The 22,295-nt window shown below is 65.4% G+C and carries 22 protein-coding genes; 11 read left to right on the top strand and 11 right to left on the bottom strand.

Annotated features, from left to right (window positions below; all coding sequences use genetic code 11):
- Nucleotides 1-284 precede the first annotated feature (284 nt).
- Complete coding sequence (locus AC628_RS45800; protein WP_283806567.1) at nt 285-413, top strand: hypothetical protein; 129 nt, start codon at nt 285-287, stop codon at nt 411-413.
- Nucleotides 414-427: 14 nt separating this feature from the next.
- On the opposite strand, the gene AC628_RS13330 is transcribed toward AC628_RS45800, so the two are convergent.
- Genes AC628_RS13330 through AC628_RS13315 form a run of 4 tightly spaced genes read right to left on the bottom strand, consistent with a single transcriptional unit; the run spans nt 428 to nt 4,036 of the window.
- On the bottom strand, nt 428-1,183 hold the full coding sequence (locus AC628_RS13330) for a GntR family transcriptional regulator (protein WP_050423036.1): 756 nt from the start codon (nt 1,181-1,183) through the stop codon (nt 428-430).
- Nucleotides 1,184-1,189: 6 nt separating this feature from the next.
- Complete coding sequence (locus tag AC628_RS13325; RefSeq protein WP_074127259.1) at nt 1,190-2,170, bottom strand: Gfo/Idh/MocA family protein; 981 nt, start codon at nt 2,168-2,170, stop codon at nt 1,190-1,192.
- Nucleotides 2,167-3,054, bottom strand: coding sequence for an NAD(P)-dependent oxidoreductase (locus tag AC628_RS13320; RefSeq protein WP_074127258.1), 888 nt, complete (start codon nt 3,052-3,054; stop codon nt 2,167-2,169). Before AC628_RS13320 ends, AC628_RS13325 begins: the two co-directional genes overlap by 4 nt.
- A 19-nt stretch (nt 3,055-3,073) precedes the next feature.
- Nucleotides 3,074-4,036, bottom strand: a complete 963-nt coding sequence (locus AC628_RS13315) for a Bug family tripartite tricarboxylate transporter substrate binding protein (protein WP_074127257.1) — start codon at nt 4,034-4,036, stop codon at nt 3,074-3,076.
- Nucleotides 4,037-4,171: 135 nt separating this feature from the next.
- Here AC628_RS13315 and AC628_RS13310 point away from each other — a divergent pair, with 135 nt between their 5' ends.
- The 3 genes from AC628_RS13310 (at nt 4,172) to AC628_RS13300 (ending at nt 7,375) form a co-directional block, all read left to right on the top strand.
- A complete protein-coding gene (locus AC628_RS13310) occupies nt 4,172-4,561 on the top strand; it encodes a carboxymuconolactone decarboxylase family protein (protein ID WP_083632842.1) in 390 nt (129 codons plus the stop codon).
- 75 nt (nt 4,562-4,636) lie between these two features.
- Nucleotides 4,637-5,998 carry a 3-carboxy-cis,cis-muconate cycloisomerase gene (pcaB, locus tag AC628_RS13305; RefSeq protein ID WP_074127272.1) on the top strand — a complete coding sequence of 454 codons (1,362 nt, stop codon included), beginning with the start codon at nt 4,637-4,639 and terminating at the stop codon, nt 5,996-5,998.
- A 120-nt stretch (nt 5,999-6,118) separates the two neighbouring features.
- Nucleotides 6,119-7,375 carry an aminopeptidase gene (locus AC628_RS13300; RefSeq protein ID WP_074127256.1) on the top strand — a complete coding sequence of 419 codons (1,257 nt, stop codon included), beginning with the start codon at nt 6,119-6,121 and terminating at the stop codon, nt 7,373-7,375.
- Nucleotides 7,376-7,598: 223 nt separating this feature from the next.
- Here AC628_RS13300 and AC628_RS13295 read toward each other — a convergent pair whose 3' ends face one another.
- The 5 genes from AC628_RS13295 to AC628_RS13275 all read right to left on the bottom strand — a co-directional run bounded on the left by AC628_RS13295 (nt 7,599) and on the right by AC628_RS13275 (nt 12,535).
- Nucleotides 7,599-8,531, bottom strand: coding sequence for a GNAT family N-acetyltransferase (locus AC628_RS13295; RefSeq protein WP_074127255.1), 933 nt, complete (start codon nt 8,529-8,531; stop codon nt 7,599-7,601).
- Between the two features lie 11 nt (nt 8,532-8,542).
- Entirely contained in the window at nt 8,543-9,592 is a 1,050-nt protein-coding gene (locus tag AC628_RS13290) for an amidohydrolase family protein (RefSeq protein ID WP_074127254.1), read from the bottom strand.
- 83 nt (nt 9,593-9,675) lie between these two features.
- Nucleotides 9,676-11,064: an MFS transporter gene (locus tag AC628_RS13285; protein WP_143201580.1), complete on the bottom strand. Its 1,389-nt coding sequence runs from the start codon at nt 11,062-11,064 to the stop codon at nt 9,676-9,678.
- A gap of 56 nt (nt 11,065-11,120) precedes the next feature.
- A complete protein-coding gene (locus tag AC628_RS13280; protein WP_210190198.1) occupies nt 11,121-11,576 on the bottom strand; it encodes a MerR family transcriptional regulator in 456 nt (151 codons plus the stop codon).
- A gap of 143 nt (nt 11,577-11,719) precedes the next feature.
- A complete protein-coding gene (locus AC628_RS13275) occupies nt 11,720-12,535 on the bottom strand; it encodes an MBL fold metallo-hydrolase (protein WP_074127269.1) in 816 nt (271 codons plus the stop codon).
- A 174-nt stretch (nt 12,536-12,709) separates the two neighbouring features.
- Here AC628_RS13275 and AC628_RS13270 point away from each other — a divergent pair, with 174 nt between their 5' ends.
- Nucleotides 12,710-13,648 carry an alpha/beta fold hydrolase gene (locus tag AC628_RS13270; RefSeq protein ID WP_245321162.1) on the top strand — a complete coding sequence of 313 codons (939 nt, stop codon included), beginning with the start codon at nt 12,710-12,712 and terminating at the stop codon, nt 13,646-13,648.
- A 6-nt stretch (nt 13,649-13,654) separates the two neighbouring features.
- Here AC628_RS13270 and AC628_RS13265 read toward each other — a convergent pair whose 3' ends face one another.
- Entirely contained in the window at nt 13,655-15,175 is a 1,521-nt protein-coding gene (locus AC628_RS13265) for a permease (RefSeq protein ID WP_074127253.1), read from the bottom strand.
- On the bottom strand, nt 15,172-15,924 hold the full coding sequence (locus tag AC628_RS13260; RefSeq protein WP_074127267.1) for an ABC transporter ATP-binding protein: 753 nt from the start codon (nt 15,922-15,924) through the stop codon (nt 15,172-15,174). Before AC628_RS13260 ends, AC628_RS13265 begins: the two co-directional genes overlap by 4 nt.
- Before the next feature lie 292 nt (nt 15,925-16,216).
- Between AC628_RS13260 and AC628_RS13255 the strand changes: the two genes are divergently transcribed.
- The 6 genes from AC628_RS13255 to AC628_RS13230 all read left to right on the top strand — a co-directional run.
- Nucleotides 16,217-17,092 (top strand): branched-chain amino acid ABC transporter permease, encoded by an 876-nt coding sequence (locus tag AC628_RS13255; RefSeq protein WP_050423026.1) that lies wholly within the window; start codon nt 16,217-16,219, stop codon nt 17,090-17,092.
- A gap of 105 nt (nt 17,093-17,197) precedes the next feature.
- Entirely contained in the window at nt 17,198-18,349 is a 1,152-nt protein-coding gene (locus AC628_RS13250; RefSeq protein ID WP_074127252.1) for a branched-chain amino acid ABC transporter permease, read from the top strand.
- Nucleotides 18,346-19,104, top strand: coding sequence for an ABC transporter ATP-binding protein (locus AC628_RS13245; protein ID WP_021080284.1), 759 nt, complete (start codon nt 18,346-18,348; stop codon nt 19,102-19,104). The genes AC628_RS13250 and AC628_RS13245 overlap by 4 nt, the downstream gene beginning before the upstream one ends.
- A 10-nt stretch (nt 19,105-19,114) precedes the next feature.
- Entirely contained in the window at nt 19,115-19,894 is a 780-nt protein-coding gene (locus AC628_RS13240; protein ID WP_074127251.1) for an ABC transporter ATP-binding protein, read from the top strand.
- 161 nt (nt 19,895-20,055) lie between these two features.
- The gene (locus AC628_RS13235) at nt 20,056-21,894 is read left to right on the top strand and encodes an AMP-dependent synthetase/ligase (RefSeq protein WP_074127250.1); all 1,839 of its coding nucleotides are present in this window, start codon (nt 20,056-20,058) and stop codon (nt 21,892-21,894) included.
- A 159-nt stretch (nt 21,895-22,053) separates the two neighbouring features.
- Nucleotides 22,054-22,295: ABC transporter substrate-binding protein (locus AC628_RS13230; RefSeq protein ID WP_168193367.1), on the top strand; the 242-nt coding region annotated here is incomplete at its 3' end.

The raw sequence follows: 22,295 nt of genomic DNA, 5'->3' as shown, positions 1-22,295 counted from the left end.
AAATTCTCCGCAGCATCCCCAGCCCCGACTCAAGCCTCGACTCAAGCCTTGGCTCTGATGGAGCCGAATACGGTCGGGCTTGCGGTCTCATCAATTCGGATGAGAGGGCCCGGTTCCCGCGAAATCATTTCCGGAATCGCATGAAGACGTCCTGAAACCGACAAGGTCTAACCTTAGTAGCGTTGTGAAGAGCGGGTGCCTGGTGAGACGCTGACGACGGCGGTCGTGAGACTCGCCGTAGTGAGGTCAGGCGGTCCTGCCGAGACGTTGGGGTGATCCCGGAAATGAAGAAGCCGAATGCTGTGCCATATGTCTGGGCGGCCGCGCTGATCGCGGTCGCGATCTGGGGCGTGAGCGGCACCCCGCAGGTGGCACATACCTCTGCCCCCACGCATCTGGCGCGGGTGCGGTAGAGCGAAAGGCCCGCCTAGAGCTTCGGCCGCAGCGAGCGCTGCATATCCATCGTGTAGGTGTAGCGCCCTTCGGGGTGCGTGGTGATGGTGACCTCGAACAGTTCCTCGCGCAGGCCGTAGTAGCGGCGCACCACGGTGAGCGCCGGCGATCCGGTCTTGACGCCGAGCGCCTTGGCGATTGGCGCCGGCATCCCCCGCACGAAGATTTCCATCTGCGCACGCTCGGTGACCTGGCCATACATCTTGGCGATCTGCTCATGCACCGGAGTGCGGCCGTGGTCGCTGCGGGTCACGACATCGGCGAACCGGCGCAGCACGTAGATCTCGGTCCAGCCGAGCGGGGCGGCGAACTGGTCGGAGCGGCGTACCGCCTCGATCAGGAACCAGCTCTTGCCGGGCTCGCATTTCAGCAGCGCGGCCAGCTTGCGGTCGGCGACGATGTCGCTGCTGGCGACCACGTCGCGGTAGGTCTCGTTGGAATAGCGCAGCCATTCGCCGAGCGACTTGACGCTGTGGGTGAACAGTACCGGCGGCTCGGAGGCGATCACCACCGAACCAAGGCCGGCGCGGCGCACGATCAGGCCCTGGTCGATCAGGATGCGCAGCGCCTCGCGCACGGTCTGGCGGCTCGCCTGATAGCTCGCCATCAGCTCGGTCTCGGTCGGCAGCAGATTGCCGACCGCGTAGGTGCCGAGACGGATGTCCTTCTGCAGCCCGGTGGCGATGTCGCGATAGCGGGACGATCTCGCCCTATCGGGTTGTTCAGACATGGCAGATCACTGGTATGCCATATGGCAGGCAACCGGATGTCCAGACTGGATCGACTGCAGCGCGGCCTCGAATGCGGCGAGCGTCGCGAGCACGTCGGGTTCCGGCACCGGAAACGGCCGCTTGCGTTCGACCGCGTCGGCAAAGGCCGCGAGTTCCGCGGTGAGCGTGTTGGCTGCCGGATAGTGCGTCGTTCTCGGTGCCTCGCCGGATGTCCGTAGCACCATCGTCCCCTCGTCGAGCACCTCGGCGGATCCCTTCGTCCCAAACACATGCACGCGCCAATAGAACGGTGTTGCGCGGATCGTCGCAAGGGTTGCACTCACGCCATTCACAAATTCAATCGCCAAAGTTGCAGTGTCGAGCGGCGGTGGTCCCGCCGCGCGTTCACTCAACCGGGCATAAACTTGTCGGGCAGGACCAAGGAGGCTGACGAAGCCGTCGAGCACATGCAGGCCCGCGCCGGTCAGCCCGCCGCCGGGCGACTCCTCGGGCGACAGCCGCCAGCCCTGGGTGATGGCCTGCGAGTTCTCGTTGCTGTTGTGGCCCTCGACATGCAGGATGGTTCCGAGCTCGCCACTGGCGACGATTGCACGCAGTGCCTGCATCGATGGCCAGAACCTTCGGTTATGCCCGACCGCGAGCGTCACGCCGGCCTTGCGGCAGGCTGCGAACATGTCAGCCGCATCACCGCGCCGAAGCGCCAGCGGCTTCTCGCAAAACACCTGCTTACCGGCTCCGGCTGCCGCGATCACCTGGCGCTTGTGCAGCGAATGCGGTGTTGCCAGCAGCACGGCGTCGATGCCGGGATCGGCGAGGACATCGTCCAGGCTCGCCGCGAGGGACAGGCCGTGCGCTGCGCAAAAGCCCGCGGCGCCGCTGACGTCGGGTTCCAGCGCGCTTGTGATCCTCAGCCGCGGCTCGCCCTGCGCAGCCTCGACCAGCGCGCGGCCCCAGCGGCCGAGGCCCGCGATCGCACAATTGATCATGAATGGTCCTTACCTCGGCTGTGTCCGGCCCGGATCGCCTCGATCACGGCGGCGCTGTCGCGGTCCGGGCCTTGGAGCGCGATCGCCGCGCGCAACAACTCCGCCTGCGCTGACGTCAGCGGCAAGGGCAGGCCGTGCCGGCCGGCCTCGCGCAGGATCAGCTCGGCGTCCTTCAAGGTCTGGGCGATGTGCGATTGCGGCGAGAAATCCCGCGCCAGCATCTTCGGTCCCTTGCTGTCCATCACCTTGGAATATGCCGCCGATTGCCGCGCGGTCGCTAGGAAGGCCGCGCCGTCGAGGCCGAGCGCCTCGGCAAGTGCGATGCCCTCGGCCAAGGCGGCGCGGTTGCTCTGCAGGATCAGGTTGATGGCGAGCTTGGTGCGGCTCGCATTGCCGATCGTGCCGACATTGATCCGCTGCGGGCAGAGGATGTCGAGCGTCGCGGCGGCGGTCGCGATGATGTTGGGATCGCCGGCGACCAGCGCGGTGGCCGTGCCCGAGCGGACCTCGGCGCTGGTGCCCGAGATCGGCGCTTCGATGAAGGCAAGGCGCGAACGCACCGCGAATTCGGCGATCGCCGTGATCTCGCCCGGCGCGCAGGTGGTGGTGCAGATGACGAGCGGCGGCAGCCTCGCGTTGGCAAGGTCCGGCAGCAGGCCCTTGACCTGGGCGGCGTCGTACACCGCGATGACGATGATCCGGCAGCGCGCGGCGACGTCAGCGGCGAAAGCCGCGAACTCGGCGCCGCTGGCCCTCAAGCCGTCCGTCTTCGCGGCATCGACGTCGAAGCCGATTACGCCGACGCCGGCGTCGATCAACCGCGCGGAAAGCGCCGATCCCATCAGTCCCAGGCCAATCATGCCGACAGGTGTCTCGCGAGCCATGATGAGCCGCCGCTTCGCGCTATTGCGGCTGGATGCCGGCCGCCTTCACCTCCGCCGACCAGCGCACGACTTCGCTCTTGACGAAGGCGCCGAACTCGGCCGGCGTCAGCGGCGCCACCATCACGCCGACATCGGCGAGCTTCTTCCTGGTCTCCGGCATCGCGAGGTATTTCGCACACTCGGCGTAGATCTTGTTGACCACCGGCTCCGGCGTGCCGGCCGGCGCGAACAGCCCGTACCAGATCGTGGCCTCGAAGCCGGGCATCGCTTCGGAAAGCGCGGGCAGGCCGGGCGTGAGTTCGTTGCGGGCGGCCGATGTCACGGCGATCCCGCGCAGGGTGCCGCCTTGCATCTGCGGGATCGCGACCGAGAAATCGCCGAAGGTCAGGTCGATCACCCCCGCCATCACGTCGGTCATCGCCTGCGGGACGCCGCGATAGGACGCCGCGATCAGCGACAGGCCGCCGCGCGACTGCAATTGGGCGATCGAGATTTGCGACGCGCCCGAACCATAGCCGGCGGTCAGATTGGGATTGGCCTTGGCGTAGCTGAGGAACTGCGGCAGGTCCTTCGCCGCGAGCTTCGGGTTGACCAGCAGCACCATCGCCGTCGTGCTGGTGCGGATCACGGGCGCGAAATCCTTCACCGGATCGTAGGGCAGGCTCTTGAGCGTCGCGACATTGCTGGCATGGGTGGTGTTGGTGCCCATCAGCAGCGTGTAACCGTCGGGCGCGCTGCGGGCGACTTCCTGGGCGCCGATGCTGCCGAGCGCGCCGGCGCGGTTCTCGATCAGCACGGCCTGGCCGAACGCGTCCTGCAGGTGCTGGCCGACGAGCCGCGCGACATTGTCGGGACCGGCGCCGGCCGGGAAGGGCACGATGATCTTGAGCGGCCGTTGCGGGAAATCGTCCGCGGCGTGCGCCGGGAAGGCCGAAAGCGCGGAAAGGAGCAGGACGGCAAGCAGCCCCAGCCGTGACTTCATCCCGATCCCTCCCTGTTCGTTTTGATAAATTTATACGGACAAATGCATTGAGAATGCAAGCACAGGGCCTATCCAAATATTGAGGCGTGCCATATTTATCCGTATAAATAGCCCATATAGGGGAGCCAGACGACGATGGTGGACATCAGCGATCTCCATGCGCGCGGGCTGCGCCGGCGCCAGAAGATGTTCGGCGAGGTCGATGTCGCCAAGCGGATGGCGGCCGCGGGCGATTTTGGTACGCCGCTGCAGAACATCATCAATGCCTACGTCTATGGCGACGTCTGGGAGCGCAACGGGCTGTCCGACCAGATCCGCAGCCTTGTGATGCTCGGCATCACCGCTGCGAGCAGCAAGCCCGCCGAGTTCCGCGTTCATGCCAAGGGCGCGCTGGCCAATGGCTGCACCGCCGCGCAGGTGCAGGACGTGCTGCTGCTGGTCGCGATGTATTGCGGCATTCCGGCCGCGATCGAGACCAGCAAGATCGCAGCCGAGGTGTTCGGCGAGGCGGCGCCTGAGGGGTAGGGCACGGGCCTGCGGCGTGATAGGCAAATTGCCGACTGCGACCGGCAACAGGATCTGCCCATGTCCGCCTTCCCGATGTCCGCCTTCCCGACCTCGACCACCGTGCTCGATTCCGTGTTGTTTCGCGACGCCTTCGGCACAAGCGAGATGCGCGAGGTGTTTTCCGACCTGCGGCTGATTGCGCGCTATGCCGAGGTCGAAGTCGCGCTGGCGAAGGCCGAAGCCCGCTGCGGCGTGATCCCGGCGCAAGCCGCGGAAGAGATCGCCGCGCGAACCGATGTCGCTGCGTTCGATTTCGATCTGCTCCGGCAGGAGACCGATGTGGTCGGCTACCCGATTCTGCCGCTGGTGCATCAGATGGTGAAGCAGTGCGGCGAGGCCGGCCGCTATGTCCATTGGGGCGCCACCACGCAGGACATCATGGACACCGCCGTGGTGCTGCAACTGCGCGACGGCCTCAAGATCGTCGAGGACGATATCAGCGCGCTGCGCGGCATCCTCGCCGGTCTCTCGAAAAAATACCGCGACACGCCGATGGCCGGCCGCACCCATCTGCAGCAGGCTCTCCCGGTGACTTTCGGCTACAAGACCGCGATCTGGCTTGCCGCCTTCGATCGCCACGCCGCGCGGCTCGCGGAGCTGAAGCCGCGCGTGCTGGTCGGCCAGTTCGCCGGCGCGGCCGGCACGCTGGCCTCGCTGGGCGGCAAGGGTTTCGAGGTCCAGCAGGCGCTGTGCGAGGAGCTCGGCCTCGGCGTTCCCGTCTCCACCTGGCATGTCGCGCGCGACGGGCTGGCGGAGGCGGTGAATTTCCTGGCGCTGGTCACGGGCACGCTCGGCAAGATCGCGCTCGACGTCATGATCATGGCGTCGACCGAGTTCGCCGAGGTCTACGAGCCGTTCGTGAAGGGACGCGGCGCCTCCTCGACCATGCCGCAGAAGCGCAATCCGATCTCGTCGGAGCTGATGCTCGCGGCCGCCAAGGCAGTGCGCCAGCATGCCGGCCTGATGCTGGATGCGATGGTGCAGGATTTCGAGCGCGCCACCGGGCCGTGGCACGCTGAATGGATGGCGATCCCGGAAAGCTTTGTGCTCACCGCAGGCGCCATGCACCAGGCTAAATTCGCGCTCGGTGGCCTGATCGTCGACGAGAAGCGGATGGCCGACAATCTCGACATCAGCCGCGGCCTGATCGTCGCCGAAGCCGTGATGATGGGTCTCGCGCCCGCGATCGGCCGGCAGGAGGCGCATGACGTGGTCTACGACGCCTGCCGTGTCGCCAACGACCAGGGCCTGACGCTGGCGGAGGCGCTGGCGGCGGATCAGCGCGTCGCGAGCCGGATCGACCGGGCGACGATCGATCGCCTCACCGCACCGAAAAACTACCTCGGCCTCGCGCCCGAGATGGTCGACCGGGTGCTGGCCTCGGTGAGGCGGTAAAATTCGCGGCAATTGCTCGCCGTCGCGTGATCGGCTGCGGCGGGCAGGAACCTTGCGAATACGGATCGAATTGGACTACGAATCCTTGAAATTCCCTCAAACGACACGGCCGGACGCTTCATGACTGCACATCAACGCAACCTTTCCGCCTCGATCGATCCCGTGAAGCTCGATCGGCTCGCCGAAGTCGCAATCAAGGTCGGCCTGCAGCTGCAGCCGGGGCAGGATCTCTTGCTGACGGCGCCCGCCGCGGCGATGCCGCTGGTGCGGCGCGTCGTGGAACATGCCTACAAGGCCGGCGCGGGTCTCGTGACCCCGTTCTTCTCGGACGAGGAGCTGACGCTGGCGCGCTACCGCTACGGCAATGATGCGAGCTTCGATCGTGCCGCGGGCTGGCTCTACGAGGGCATGGCGAAGGCGTTCGGCGCCAACACCGCGCGCCTTGCGATCGTCGGCGACAATCCGATGCTGCTGTCGGGCGAAGACCCGACCAAGGTGGCGCGCGCCAGCAAGGCCAATTCGATCGCCTACCAGCCGGCGCTGGAGAAGATCGTCAATTTCGACACCAACTGGAACATCATCGCCTATCCGAGCATGTCCTGGGCCAAGCAGGTGTTCCCCGATGATGCCGAGGACGTCGCGGTGGCCAAGCTTGCGGATGCGATCTTCTCCGCGTCGCGGGTCGATCAGGACGGCGCCGTCGCCAATTGGGAACAGCACAATGCGAAGCTGCGCGAGCGCACCGAATGGCTGAACGGGCAGCGCTTCCACGCGCTGAAATATTCCGGTCCCGGCATGGACCTCACGATCGGGCTTGCCGACGGCCATGAATGGGAAGGCGGCGCCTCGACCGCCAAGAACGGCATCGTCTGCAATGCCAACATCCCGACCGAGGAGGTCTTCACCACGCCGCACTGCCGCCGCGTCAGCGGCCATGTCGTCTCCTCCAAGCCGCTGTCCTATCAGGGCACGCTGATCGACAACATCTCGGTCAAGTTCGAGGAGGGCCGCATCGTCGAGGCCAAGGCCTCGCGCGGCGAGGAAGTGCTGAAGAAGGTGCTCGACACCGACGAGGGCGCACGCCGCCTCGGCGAAGTCGCGCTGGTGCCGCATTCCTCGCCGATCTCGAAGAGCGGGCTGCTGTTCTTCAACACGCTGTTCGACGAGAACGCCGCCTCGCACATCGCGCTCGGCCAGTGCTACTCGAAATGCTTCGTCAACGGCGACAAGCTGACGCCGCAGCAGATCGCCGAGCAGGGCGGCAACAAGAGCCTGATCCACATCGACTGGATGATCGGCTCCGCCCACACCGACATCGACGGCATCCACGCCGACGGCCGCAGCGTGCCGGTGTTCCGCAAGGGCGAGTGGGCGTAACGGCTGCGCTCGCGTCCGACGTAGCTCAATTCCCGTCATCCTGAGGTGCGCGCTCTTGCGCGCCTCGAAGGATGCACGGCCCGGATATCGCGGCGCGGGAGAGAGCTCGGCCATTCACCCTTCGAGGCTCGCCCCGCTCGCACCTCCAGCGACAAAGGCGAAGCCTTTGCGCGGGGGTGACGGGGGTAAATTGGTGCTGCCGGTTTGAACGCCGCAGGGTCCGTTAACGAAACTTCCGCTCCCTCGCAGCGATCAGCTCGCCTCGCGTGGCGCTGAAGCGGCAGGTCTCGTGCTGGGGCTTGAAGCCGAGCCGGCGGTAGATCTTCAGCGCGGGGCCGTTGCGGCTCGAGACGTTGAGCCAGCAGGGATGCTCGACCGACACGTCATGCGCGCTGAGCACGCGGTAGACCAGGAGCTGGCCGAGCCCGCGCCCCTGCCGCGCCGGGTCGACGGCGACCGACTCGATCCACATCGAGTTCCGCTCCGGCTCGGTCAGGCAGAAGCCCGACATCTGTCCGTCTTCCGAGGCGATCCAGACTTCGGTCTCGGTCAGGACCTGCGCCATCTCCTCCCGCGAGTACAGGCGGAAGGCGGCGTCCGAGGCATAGGCGGCATTGTGGATGCGTGCGACCTCGGCCGCGCAGGCGGTCACGTCGCTGACCTGCTCGATGGTGGCGCGGGCGGCCGCGAGGGTGCGCGCCGGTTGCAACGGCTCGACGCATTTCATCCCGATTTCGGACTCGAGATGAACAAAGCCGAAGGCCGCCACGAACGCCATTCCCGCCGGCCAGTCGCTGCTCGCCAGCGTCTGCACGGTGAGATCCGCCTCGGTGTCGATCGCAAGCACGTCGTCGAATAGCGCAAGGCCGATCCGGTGGCGCCGCATCTCGGGCGCCACGACGATCTTGAGGAACCGGCAATGATGCGCGCCCTGATCGCGCAACGAGGATTCGGCGAGGCCGACAAGCCGGCCATTCTGCTCAGCGACACGAAAGTCACGGCCGCCACGGTTCTGCGGCAGCTTCAGGAACTGGTCCCATTGCGGCAGCGTAACAGGGCCTAGCCGCGGCTCCACCGCAGCTGCCTTTGCGTAAAGTTCGACCACCGCTTCTGCATCAGCTTCTCGAAGCGGCCGGATGGTGATGCCGTCATCCATGAGTCGGAAGCTTACCCGATATCGAGCCGATAGACATCCTTTGCCGTCTTCAAGAACAACGCCGTCTTCTCGGCTTCGCTATATTGTGATGCAAGCCGTTTAAAGGTGTTGAAGATCACCTGATAGCTGCACTGTCCCTTGTCAGGTGGGAAGTTGCTTTCGAACATGCAACGGTTCGGCCCGAACGCCTCGATGCAGGTCTCCACATAGGGCCGCCAGGCGGCGGCGAGTTCCTCCGACGAGGGCGGTCTCGGGCGCAGGTGGAAGTCATAGCCGAGCAGGCACATCGCCAGCCCGCCGAGCTTGACCACGACGTTTTGGCATTTGGCGACCTCGTGGATCGACGCCCTCCAGACCGGAAAGGTCTCCTCGCGCTTGCCGGCGAAGCGGCCGGTGCCGACCGGGCCGCCGCAATGGTCGAGCACGATTCTGGTGTCGGGAAAGGCGCGGGCAAGCTCGGTCAGCTCGCCGATCTGCGGGTGGAACAACCAGGCGTCGAAGCTGAGGCCGAGCGGCGCCAGGCAGGCGAACCCCCTACGAAAGGTGGAATCCAGCAGGATGCCCTTCGGCCGGTTCGCATACATGTGGGCGACGTTGGGGTCCTCGTCCCAGGCCGAGGAGTGGCGGATGCCGCGGAACCGGCCGTTGCCGGCCGCAATCTCCGCCTCCAGCACCGCCTTGGCCTGGTCGCCGATCAGAAGGTTAACGTGGCTGACGATGCCGGCGCAGATCGCCGTCTTGCCATAGCCGCCGCTCGCCGCCATTGCGGCGACGCCGTTGGCGAACTCGACCTCGCCGACCGGGCGGAACGCCTCCGGGCCGTCGGCGCGATACATCGACCGGCAGTCGACATAGACGGTCGCCACGATGTTGTGGCCGGAGGCGATGTCGTCACGCATCTCCTCGATCAGATAGCGCAGGCCGCCGCGATCCCAGAGATGATGGTGCGGGTCGACGATCGGCCTGTTTGGATCGATGATCTCCTCGGCATATTGGGCGAGCCAGTCTTCGCGCGGATTGGCATAAAGCCCGCTCGCAGAGGCGGGCAGAGTGCTGGCCATGGATGATGCTCCCTGTTCTTGCTCTTGTCGGCCGCCGATCCGATGTCGGCTGTGCGAAGGATAACGAGCCGCGCGCGAACAGGTCAAATGCGCAGTCCCGGCGCATTCGGCTGCGTCATCATCCATGCCGCGCCGGCGCCGGCGAGCTGAACGAGGCTTCCGGCGAGCATCGCGACCAGCAGGCCATGGCCGCCGCCGCCGGCCGCCGCATACAATGCGCCGAGCACCGCGACCCCTATCGTTGCACCGCTGATCCGCGCCACGTTGATCAGCGCCGCAGCCGTACCGGCCCGCGCAGCCGCGACGTCGCCGACGGCCATCGCTGAGAGCGGTCCTGCCGCAAGGCCGAGCCCGAGGCCGGTGATGGCCAGTCCGAACTCCACCAGCGCGATGTTTGGTTGCAGGCCACCAAGGCCAATCATCAGGAGGCCGGCACTCATCAGCGTCACGCCGCCCGATGTTGCCACGCGCAGTCCGAGCTTGTCCGACAACGCACCGGAGAGCGGCGAGACCAACACGAACACCAGCGACATCGGCAGCAACGCGGCGGCGCTCGCCGCGGCATCGAACCGCCCGCTCGATTGCCACGCCAGCGGCAGCACGAAGACCATGCCATAGCCGCCGAAGGTCATGCCCGTGGTGGCGATCATCGCGGCGCGGAACTGGCGAGCGCCGAGTATTTCCGGCGACAACAGCGCCTCGGAACCCTTCCTCTTCTCGATCGCGATCAGCAGCGTTGTCGAAAGCACGGCGACGACCAGCATGGCCGTCATAGCGCCCGGCATCGATTGCGCGCCGATGGCGGCATAGGTCAGGCTTCCAAGCGCAAGCGCGCCGCAGAGCTGGGCCGGAACGTCGAACGCGCGCCGCTGCGGGTTGGCTGATTCCGGGACCGTCGATCCGGCCATCAGAACGACGAGCAGGCCGAACGGCACGATCACCAGGAAGATGCTGCGCCAGCCGAGCCATGGGATCAGCAGCCCGCCAAGGCTCGGTCCGAGCGCCATGGCGACGCCGTTGCAGGCGGCCCAGATGCCCAGTGCGCGGGCGCGTTCGGCCGGCTGGTCCCAGACCACACGGATGATCGCCAGCGAGGCCGGAATCATCAGCGCGCCTCCGGCGCCCGTGAGGGCACGTCCACCGATCAGCACTTGTGCGGACGGCGCGGCCGCGCACAGCAGCGATGCGAAGCTGAAGATCAGGGCGCCGCAGATCAGGATCCGGCGCCGGCCGTATCTGTCCGCAAGCATCCCGCCGGGCAGCAGCGAGACCGCGTAGACCAGATTGTAGCTGTCCACGATCCACTGCAACTGGTCGACATCGGCGCCGAAATGATCACCGATCGCACGCGCGCCGAGATTGACGATGAACGTATCGATATGCGCGATCGTGACCGCGAGGCACAGCGTCAGCAGCGTTAGCCGCTGCGATGCGCGCATGGCAAAGGGTTTACGCCGAAGCATATCGTCCATCGCGTATCCTGTTCTCTTGATTTGGTGAGCGCGCTCGGGCCTTGTTCAGGCCTTCTTCAGGCCTTGGGCATTGAGCGCTTGTCGCGGGCGCGTTGCTGCGGCGAAACCGTTGGCCGCCGGCCGCCCGCCATCCATTCGTCGTAGAATTCGACCTTGGCATCGACCAGCGTCAGCGCCTCGGTCCACTTGGCGATCATCGCATGGACGCGGAGTTGATGGGCGGCAAGCAGGGCGCGGCGCTTGGGCAGGCTCGCGCTGCCCTGCTTCACCAGCGCGGTGTATTCGCGGAGTTGCCGGATCGACATGCCGGTCAGGCGCAACCGTTCCATCAGGTCGAGCCAGCCGATATGGTAATCGCTGTAGACGCGGCGGCGGCCGCGGTCTCTGACGACGCCCGGCATCAGGCCCTGCGTCTCGTACCAGCGGATCGTGTGCACGCTGCGGCCGGAGCGGCGCGCGATATCGCCGATGTGGAGCGCGCTGGGCGCCTGGGTTGCTCGGGCATCCATCATGGTAAGACCGCCTTCATGGCGCCGGCGGGATCACGCGGTGTGCGGCTGATCCGCCAGACACTTCCGAGTGAACAAGCTAGAGCATACTCTAGGTCAAGCGCGAAAATCGCCGGTTGACGAAATCGTGTCAGGGGCGGGCTGCCTCACACCCCGTCGAGGATGATCACCGTCGGCGTCGCCGGCAACGTGTCGCGCGAGATCCTTAAAGTCCGCTCGCCGCCGCGGCGGTCGATCTCGAACTGCTGGCCGATCAGGCGCATGAACTCGTCGAGCGGGGTGGCGAAACGGTGCATCGGCAGCACCACCGAGGCGCGCAAGCGCTTGGTGATCTCGGAGATGCCGCCAAGCGACATCGTATAGGTGCCGTCGATCGGCACCATCACGATATCGAGCCGGCCGATCGCGGCGAACTGGCTGTCGTCGAGCTTGACGTGGAGGTGGCCGAGATGACCGATGCAGAGGCCGGCGACCTCGAAGATGAAGATCGAATTGCCGTCCTTGATCATCTCGCCGCCGGAACCTTCGCCCCAGTAGCGGCGGATATCCGTGGTGACGTTGCGGATATAGACGTCGCCGATCCGCTCCGCGTAATGCGCGGCCTGGCCGTTCTCGCCCCAGCCATGCAGCACGTGGGGAATCCGGGGATCGGGAAACAGCGTGTAATGCGTCGCGTGGGCCCGGTTCATCGTCGCGACGTCGGGCAATCGCCCGGTCTGATAGACGCCGTTGTAGTCGGTCGCGATCCGGATGCCGCCGGGCGTGTCGATGTAATAGGTCGAGTGACCGGCATAGGTGATCGCGACCTCATCCGCTTTGGCCGCGACGTGCCGGTAACTCACCGGCGTGGCGCGCGGCGGCGCATTGGCCATCGCCAGGCATTCGCTGCGCTGAGCGCCCTGCGCGACCGCGTGACTGGTCAGCGTTCCCAGCAAGACGAGCGCGGCGAGCAATCTCAGCATGAGCTGTTCCGTCTGCGGCAATATCCGCGCGGGCGAGACTACCGCGCAATTGCCGTGCCGTCATGATGAGGCCGGTGCATCGCTCCACGGCGCTGGCTGCAATACGATCCGGGCGATTATTCAGCTGGCAAGCGCTATCATGCCGCGCAGATCACAGCGATCAGGGAGTTCTGCGTGACCGACAATACCACCGTGCCGCGCGCATCATCGACCAAACGGCTCGAGCCGTTGCGCCATGTCGACGCAGGCGTGCTCGACATCGCCTATTACGAGACAGGCCCGGCCGACGGTCCGGCCGTGCTGCTGATGCACGGCTTCCCCTACGACATCCACGCCTATGTGGACGTCGCGCCCAGGCTGGCGGCGCAGGGCTGCCGGGTCATCGTGCCGTATCTGCGCGGCTACGGGCCAACGGTCTTCCGCGACAAGGCGACGCCGCGTTCGGGCGAGCAGGCGGCGATCGCGGCCGACATGATGGCGCTGATGGATGCGCTCGGCATCAAGCGCGCGGTGTTCGCCGGCTATGATTGGGGCGGCCGTGCGGCTTCGATCGGCGCGGCGCTGTGGCCGGAACGGTGCATCGGACTGGTCTGCACCAACGGCTACATGATCCAGGACATCGCGCACGCCATGGTGCCGGCGCGTCCGGAGCGCGAGGTGCCGCTCTGGTATCAGTATTACTTCCAGCTCGAGCGCGGCCGCGCGGGGCTTGCCGCCGACCGGCGCGGCATCGCGCGGATCCTGTGGTCGCAATGGTCGCCGGGCTGGGCGTTCGACGATGCCTGTTTCGAGCGCACCGCCGTTGCATTCGACAATCCCGATTATGTCGACGTGGTGATCCACAGTTATCGCCATCGCTACGGCGTTGTCGAAGGGGACCCGCAATACGCGGACATACAGCGGCGGCTCGACGCATTGCCGGTGATTGCGGTCCCCACCATTACGCTCGACGGCGCCGATGACGGGGTGACGGCTGCCACCGACGGCAGTGCCAGCGCCGCTAGGTACACCGCCCGCCGAGCCTATCGCGTGATCCCGCGCGCCGGCCACAACCTGCCGCAGGAAGCGCCGGAAGCGTTTGCCGCGGCGGTGATGGAGGTGATGAAGGCCTAGCTTAGGTCACGCATGCCGCGGGCTGATCTTCCAGGCGATGGCGAGCATCAGCAGCGTCAGAATCCCGCTGACCAGCGCGGCCGCCGGGATCGTCAGCGCCAGTGCCGCGGTTGCGGCCCAGCCGATCGAGGAGAAGGCTTCCGCGAAGGTGGCGATGCGGGAGGAGGTCTGGCGCCGGCGGAACTGGCTGCGCTTGGCCTGCGCACGGAACCAGAGCTGGACCGCGGCGGCGGATGCGGTCGCGATGACGATCGCGATCGCCGTCACCGCGGCCTGCTGCGGCGAGGCGAATGTGAGTGCCACCACCAGCGGCGCGAAGACGGTGGCGATGGCAATCAGGACGACCTCGATCTTGGCGCGGGTCACGCGTGATGGCGGCAGCGGCGCGGTCGCCACCAGATCGGGCGCGTCCTCGCCCGAGATGGTCAGCCACGCGAGCCCGCCGGCGAGTTGGCCCGCGGCCATCACGATGACAGGCGTAATCAGCACGATCGCGGTCGACGTGCCGGAGAAGCTTCGCCACAGCATCAGCGCCGGCGGCAGCAGATAGAGCATCTGCATCAGGCTCTGCGACAGCAGCCATGGATCGCGGCGCAGCAGCAGGAATTCCTTGCGGCGCAGCGCCTGCTGCCGCGAGCCGGACCGGAATGCGCGGGCCCGTCCCTGCGTGACCGCCGCCGGATTGGCGGCAACGCTTGCAACCGTGTCGGCAAATCGCGGCGCGAACACCGCCATCACGACGCCGAGCAGCACGAGGCTTGCTGCGAGCAGTAACATCATGATCTCGATATCGCCGAGCGATGCGCGCGCCGGCCACCACAGCGGGCTGTCGGGCGCGGGAGCAATTCGGGCCGCGGTATCCGAGGTCAGAAAGGCAAAGCGCGACAGCGTGCCGTAGGATAGCACGGCGACGACCTGCAGGGCGATGACGAAGCCGGCGCCGATGACGGCGGAGACGATCTGCGCCACCAGCCGCGTCCGGCTCGGCCCGATCACGCGAAACAGGAACGCGGTGACGGCGATCGCCGCGGCAGCCGCCGACAGCCCGATCGCAAGCACGACGCCGAAACCGGCGAGCCAGCGTGCGCCGCCGAGATACACCAGCACGTCGATGAATGGCGTCGACAGCAAGAGCGCCATGCTGCTCACCGTCAGCGCGATCGCGGCGATCCGGATCGAGAAGATGTTGGTGAGCTTCGCCGGCGACGACATGATCAAATCGAGATCGGCGCGGGCATAGAACACGCGCGTCACCGACTCGATCGCCTGCGAGAGCATCAGCGCCCAGGACAGGAAGATCGTCGCGGTCAGCACGATCAGCGAGGAGGGATCGAGCGGAAATCTGAGGTCGACATAGCGGGCGACCACGGCATAGGCCGGCAGATGCAGGATCGCCGCGAAGACCAACAGGCCGATGACGGCGCGATTGCGCCGCCGCCGGCCGCCGGTCATCATCGCCAGCCATTCGCGCCAGGCCAGGCGGAATTCGTGGCGGGCGAACCAGCCGAGATGGGCGGTCGAGCTCACGCGGCCGCCGCTTCGGTATCGACCAGCGCGATGAACATGTCCTCGAGGGTGGTGTCGTTGCGGCCGTTCTGCGCGCGCAACTCGGCCAGCGTGCCCTCGGCGATCAGCCTGCCAGCGGCGATCACCCCTATCCGGTCGGCCATGCGCTCGGCGACTTCGAGAATATGGGTGGTCATGATCACGGTGCAGCCGGTGCGGACGCGCTCCTGCAACAGCCCCTTGACGTGACGGGCCGACAGCGCGTCGAGGCCGGTCAGCGGTTCGTCGAGAATGATCAGGCGCGGATCGTGCACCAGCGCGCCGGCGAGCGCCACCTTCTGGCGCATGCCCTTGGAGAAGCCTTCGCAGCGCTCGTTGAGATGCGGCTCGAGCCCGAGCGAGATCAGGAGATTGCGTGCCGACTTCTCCGATGTGCGGGGATCGATGCCCCACAGCCCGGCGACGAATTCGAGATATTCCAGCGGCGTCAGCTTGTCGTAGATCATCGGCTCGTCGGACACCCAGGCCATGATCTGCTTGGCGGCGACCGGATCGGCCAGCGCATCGATGCCGAGGATCGACACCGAGCCGGCATCGGGTCGCAAGAGCCCGGCCACCATGCGCAGCGTCGTGGTCTTGCCGGCGCCGTTCGGACCGAGCAGCGCATAGAACTCGCCGATCCGGATGGTGAGATCGAGCGCGTCGACCGCCGGGCGGTCAAAACGCTTGGTTAACCCTCGCAGGGCCAGTGCGGACAGTTGCGATGTCATGATGTGGTGGCGATCCGGGAGTTCGCTCGTCGGTTGCGTGACCTTGGACAAAAACCGTTTCGGTGCAGTGAATCGCACGGGGCAAATCGAACGCGATATCCGTATTAGTCCGTGCTGCGGCATATCTCCGTAAATGTGATGATACAGCCGGATCACCGGTTTGTTGACAGGGATCGGGCGTTTTGGCTCAATCCGGGCGGACATAGGCGGCTTTCAGCGCTTCCGACACAAGGGCGTGAAGGCGGGATGCACGAGCGATCGGTAAGAATCGCAGGGCATCGGGGAGGGAACGATGCTGGACTTCGTTCAGCAGCTCGTCAGCGGCATCGCGCTCGGCTGCGTTTACGGCCTGATCGCGCTCGGCTTCGTGCTGGTCTACAAGGCAACCGAGGTCGTCAATTTCGCGCAAGGCGATTTGATGATGCTGGGCGGCTTTTTCGCCTTCACATTCATTGGCATGCTCGGGCTGAATTACTGGGTCGGCTTCGCCGGCGCGGTGATATGCATGGCGCTGTTCGGCATGCTGGCCGAGCGGGTCGTGGTGCGGCCGATCCTCGGCTATCCGCAATTCTCGATCATCATGGCGACGATCGGGCTCGGCTATTTCCTGCGCTCGGTGGCCGGCATGATCTGGGGCACCGACGATTTCAAGATCGAGACGCCATTCAGCCAGGGCGTGCTGCGGATCGGCAGCCTGGTGCTGGCCTATGACAAGCTGTCGGTGATCGCGGCGACCATCATCCTGTGCGCGCTGCTCTATCTGTTCTTCAACCGCACCACGCTCGGCACCGCGATGCGCGCCAGCTCCGAGAACATGCTGGCTGCCTATTACATGGGCATCCCGGTCAAGCGCGTGGTCTCGATCGTCTGGGCGATCTCGGCCGCGGTCGCGACCTGCGCCGGCGTGTTGCTGGCGCCGATCACCTTCATCCATTCCAATGTCGGCCTGGTGCTGGGGCTGAAGGCGTTTCCGGCCGCCGTGCTCGGCGGTTTCGGCTCGATCCCCGGCGCGGTGGTCGGCGGCGTCCTGATCGGCGTGATCGAGAGCATGGCCGGCTTCTATCTGCCGCAGGGATGGAAGGACGTCGCGCCCTACATCGTGCTGCTCGCGGTGCTGCTGCTCAAGCCCGAAGGCCTGTTCGGCCTTCATGTCCGCAAGAAGGTTTAGAGCATGATCCGGAAAAGTGGAGGCCGGTTTTCCGACAAGATCATGCTCAAACAAAGAGACGAGATCATGATGCGATCAAATCGCATCATGATCTAGGGAGCAAGAATGCGATTTCTCTTCAAGACCGACTATGAAGACGACATCAGGCTGTTCCCGCATTCCGGCTACGTCTATTCCTACGGCTTGCTGCTCGCGGTGCTGGTGATCGCGCCCTACGTGCTGTCAAGCTACCTGATGAGCCAGCTTGTCTTCGTCTGCATCTATGCGACCGTCGGCGTCGGGCTGATGATCCTGACCGGCTTCACAGGGCAGGCCTCGCTCGGCCATGCCGCGTTTCTGGCGATCGGCGCTTATACCGCGGCCTATCTGCAGCAATTCAACGTGCCGTTTCCGGTCTACTTCCTCGCCGCGGGACTGCTGACCGGCGTGGTCGGCGCGCTGGTCGGATTTCCGGCGCTGCGGCTGCAGGGCATCTATCTCGTGATCGCGACGATCTCGTTTGCCTTCATCGTCGAGGAGATCATGGCGCGCTGGGAGAGCGTGACCAACGGCAATGAGGGCATGCGGGTCAAGGCCATGCAACTGCTCGGCGCCACGGTGTCGCGCGACGGCCCGACCTTCTATTATCTCTGTCTTGCGGTGCTGGTGCTGACCATCGTCGGCACGCTCAACCTGCTGCGCTCGCCGACCGGGCGCGCCTTTGTCGCGATCCGCGACAGCGAGACCGCGGCGCGCAGCATGGGCATCAATGTCGCGCTCTACAAGGTGAAGTCGTTCGCGATCTCGGCCGCGATCACCGGCTTTGCCGGCGTGCTGTTCGCGCACAAGCTGTCCTTCATCTCGCCGGAGATGTTCACGTTGCAGCTCTCGATCGAGTTCATCATCGTGATCCTGATCGGCGGCACGTTCAGCCTGCACGGCGCGGTGCTGGGCGCGATCTTCCTGGTCATGATCGATCCGTTTCTGACCTACCTGAAGGACGACATGCCCGGCGTAATCGCAGGCGTCGCGGCAACGCTCGGCGCCGGCGCCGAGCGCGCCGGCCACATCCAGGATGCGGTCGCGGCCTTTGCCTCCGCCAACGGGCTGAAGGGCGCGATCTACGGCGTCATCATCGTGGTGTTCGTGCTCTTTGAACCTCTGGGACTCTATGGCCGCTGGCTCAAGATCAAGCTCTTCTTCCAGCTGTTCCCGCTGTACAAGCGCGCGACCTTCAAGCGGCAGAAGATCTATGTGAAATCGGAGCGGAACAGATGAGCTATTTCCGCGCCGAGAACCTGTCGCTGCATTTCGGTGGCCTCAAGGCGGTCGATGCCGTCAGCTTCGCGGTCGAGAAGGGCGAGATCCTCTCGATCATCGGGCCGAACGGCGCCGGCAAGAGCTCGATCTTCAACCTGATCTCGCGGATCTATCCGCCGACCTCGGGCAGGATCTTCTTCGAGGACCAGGACATCACCCAGCAGCCGGCCTACGACATCGCGAAACTCGGCATCGCGCGCACCTTCCAGAACATCGAGCTGTTCGAGAATGCGACCGTGCTGAGCAATCTCTTGGTCGGGCGCCATCGCCATTCCACCACCCGGCTCTGGCAGGAGCTGCTGTTCCTGCCGAGCGTGCGCGCCGGCGAGAAGGCGCATCGCCGCCGGGTCGAGCAGGTGATCGAATTCCTCGATCTCGAGCCCTACCGCGACAAGCTGATCTCGGGCTTGCCTTACGGGGTGCGCAAGGTGATCGAGCTGGCGCGCGCGTTGTGCTCGGAGCCGAAGCTGATCCTGCTCGACGAGCCGTCGTCCGGCCTCAATGTCGAGGAGACCGACGACATGTCGTTCTGGATCCGCGACATGAAGAGCGAGCTCGGCATCACCGTGCTGATGGTCGAGCACGACATGACGCTGGTCAACCGCGTCTCCGATCGCGTGATCGCGCTGAACTACGGCCGCGTGCTGGCGATGGGCTCGCCGTCCGAAGTGCAGCACCATCCCGACGTCGTCGCAGCCTACCTCGGCGCATGAGGATGATGCCATGAGCACATCGGACATCATCCTGAAGCTTTCCAACATCGAAAGCTATTACGGACCGATCATGGCGATCCGCGGCATCAGCCTCGAGGTGGCGCGAGGCCAGATCGTGACGCTGCTCGGCGCCAACGGCGCCGGCAAGACCACGGTGCTGAAGACGATCTCCGGCATCCTCGATCCGCAGAAGGGCTCGATCGAATTTTTGGGCAAGCCGATCCAGCGCATGGAGGCCGACCGGATCGTGCGGCTCGGCCTCAGCCATGTGCCGGAGGGGCGCGAGGTGTTTCCGTTCCTGTCGGTGCGCGAGAACCTGATGATGGGCGCCTATCTGCGCAAGGACCGCGACGGTGTGGCGCAGGACCTCGAACGCGTCTACGGCTATTTTCCCCGGCTGAAGGAGCGGCTCGGCCAGCCGGCCGGACAGCTTTCGGGCGGCGAGCAGCAGATGCTGGCGATCGGGCGGGCGCTGATGAACCGGCCGACGCTGCTGCTGCTGGACGAGCCGTCGCTTGGGCTGTCGCCGATCCTGGTGAAGGAGATCTTCACCATCATCCGTCGCGTCAACGAGGAGCAGGGCATGTCGATCCTGCTGGTCGAGCAGAATGCCAAGATCGCGCTGGAGACGGCGCATTACGGATATGTGCTGGAGATCGGCCGCGTCGTCATGAACGACACCTGTGAGCGGCTGCTCAATTCACCCGATATCCAGGAGTTCTATCTCGGCGCCAAGGAAGCCGGCGCGCGGGGTGAGCGGCGCTGGAAGAAAAAGAAGACCTGGCGTTAGGGAAGACTTGGCGTTGAAGGCCCGGCGCTGAGGAAGATTTGGTGCTGACTAAAGTTGGTTTGGCACTGAGAGCGAGTTGGAGCTAGATTTCGGGCCTGTTTCGCCAACAAGACCGGCAGCCGAGCCGGCGCGCGAAGCAGGCGGCAGAGGAGGGAGCGCGCATGGCAGGACCAGCGGTGCTGACGGTCGCCGACACGATCGCGAGGAGCTTTCTGCTCGCGGTGCAAACGCGTGGCGACAGGCCCGCGATCCGCGAAAAGAAGTTCGGCATCTGGCAGCCGACCAGCTGGCGCGAATGGCTGCAGATCTCCAAGGACATCGCCTTCGCCCTGCATGCGACCGGCTTCCGCCCCGGCGACGTCGCCTCGATCATTGCCAACGCGGTGCCGGAATGGGTCTACGCCGACATGGGCATCCTGTGCGCCGGCGGCGTGTCCTCCGGCATCTATCCGACCGATTCGGCGGCGCAGGTCGAATACCTCGTCAACGATTCCCGCACGCGGGTGATCTTCGTCGAGGACGAGGAGCAGCTCGACAAGGTGCTGACCTGCCGGTCGCGCTGTCCGACCTTGGAAAAGGTGGTCGTGTTCGACATGGAGGGCCTCAGCGGCTTCTCCGATCCGATGGTGCTGTCGCTTGCCGAGTTCACGGCGCTCGGCCGTAATCATGCGCAGGGCAACGACGCCCTGTGGGATGAAATGACCGGCAGCCGCACCGCCTCCGATCTCGCGATCCTGGTCTATACGTCGGGTACCACGGGCCCGCCGAAGGGCGCGATGCACTCCAACCGCAGCGTGACGCACCAGATGCGCCACGCCAACGACCTCTACCCCTCGACCGACAGCGAGGAGCGGCTGGTGTTCCTGCCGCTCTGCCACGTCGCCGAGCGGGTCGGCGGCTATTACATCTCGCTCGCGCTCGGCTCGGTGATGAATTTTGCCGAGAGCCCGGAGACGGTGCCGGACAATCTGCGCGAAGTGCAGCCGACCGCATTCCTCGCGGTGCCCCGGATCTGGGAGAAGTTCTATTCCGGCATCACCATCGCGCTGAAGGATGCGACCCCGTTCCAGAACTGGATGTATGCCCGCGCGCTCGCGATCGGCAACCGGATGACCGAATGCCGGCTGGAGGGCGAGACGCCGCCGCTGTCGCTGCGGCTCGCCAACCGCGCGGCCTACTGGCTGGTGTTCCGCAACATCCGCCGCATGCTCGGGCTCGACCGTTGCCGGATCGCACTGACGGGCGCAGCGCCGATCTCGCCGGATCTGATCCGCTGGTATCTCGCGCTCGGCATCGACATGCGCGAGGTTTACGGCCAGACCGAGAATTGCGGCGTCGCGACCATGATGCCGGCGGATCGCATCAAGCTCGGCTCGGTCGGCAAGGCCGCGCCCTGGGGCGAGGTGATGATCTGCCCGAAGGGCGAGATCCTGATCAAGGGCGACTTCCTGTTCATGGGCTATCTCAACCAGCCGGAGAAGACCGCCGAGACGATCGACGCGAAGGGCTGGCTGCACACCGGCGACGTCGGTGCGATCGACAATGAAGGCTATGTCAAGATCACCGACCGGATGAAGGACATCATCATCACCGCAGGCGGCAAGAACATCACGCCGTCCGAGATCGAGAATCAGCTCAAATTCTCGCCCTACGTCTCGGACGCGGTCGTGATCGGCGACAAGCGGCCGTATCTCACCTGCCTGATCATGATCGATCAGGAGAATGTCGAGAAATACGCCCAGGACCAGGACATCCCCTTCACCAACTATGCGAGCCTGTGCCGTGCCCGCGAGATCCAGGACCTGATCCACCGCGAGGTCGAGGCGGTCAACGCCAAGTTCGCGCGCGTCGAAACCATCAAGAAATTCTATTTGATCGAACGCCAGCTCACGCCCGAGGACGAGGAACTGACGCCGACCATGAAGCTGAAGCGCAGTTTCGTGAACAAGCGCTACGCGGCCGAGATCGACGCCATGTATGGCGAACGGGCGGTGGCATAGAGCATGATCCGGAAAAGTGTGAAGCGGTTTTCCCTCGCGACAAACGCACGGCGTTTGCGCGGAGATCATGCTCAAGGAGAGAGCCGGGAATAGATTGGCGAAGGAGCGAGCAGGCCCGACCCTTCGCTCAACATGGGCCATGTTAAGGAGGAGACTGCAATGTCGAAATCGCTGAAGGCGCTGGGCCTTGCGGTGAGCGCGCTGGCGCTGACCTGTCTGCCGGCCGCAGCCCAGACCAAGGTCACCAACGAAGGCATCTCGCCGACCGAGATCGTGATCGGAACGCATCAGGATTTGTCCGGCCCGATCAAGGTCTGGGGCGTTCCGGTGTCGAACGGCATGAAGATGGCGGTTGAGGAGATCAACGCCAGCGGCGGCATCAACGGCCGCAAGATCAAGAT

Origin of the sequence: Bradyrhizobium sp. NAS96.2, from assembly GCF_001908235.1 — a bacterium.
GTDB lineage: Bacteria > Pseudomonadota > Alphaproteobacteria > Rhizobiales > Xanthobacteraceae > Bradyrhizobium.
Note: the sequence above shows the minus strand (reverse complement) of the source record. Positions and strands in the feature narration are given on the sequence as shown.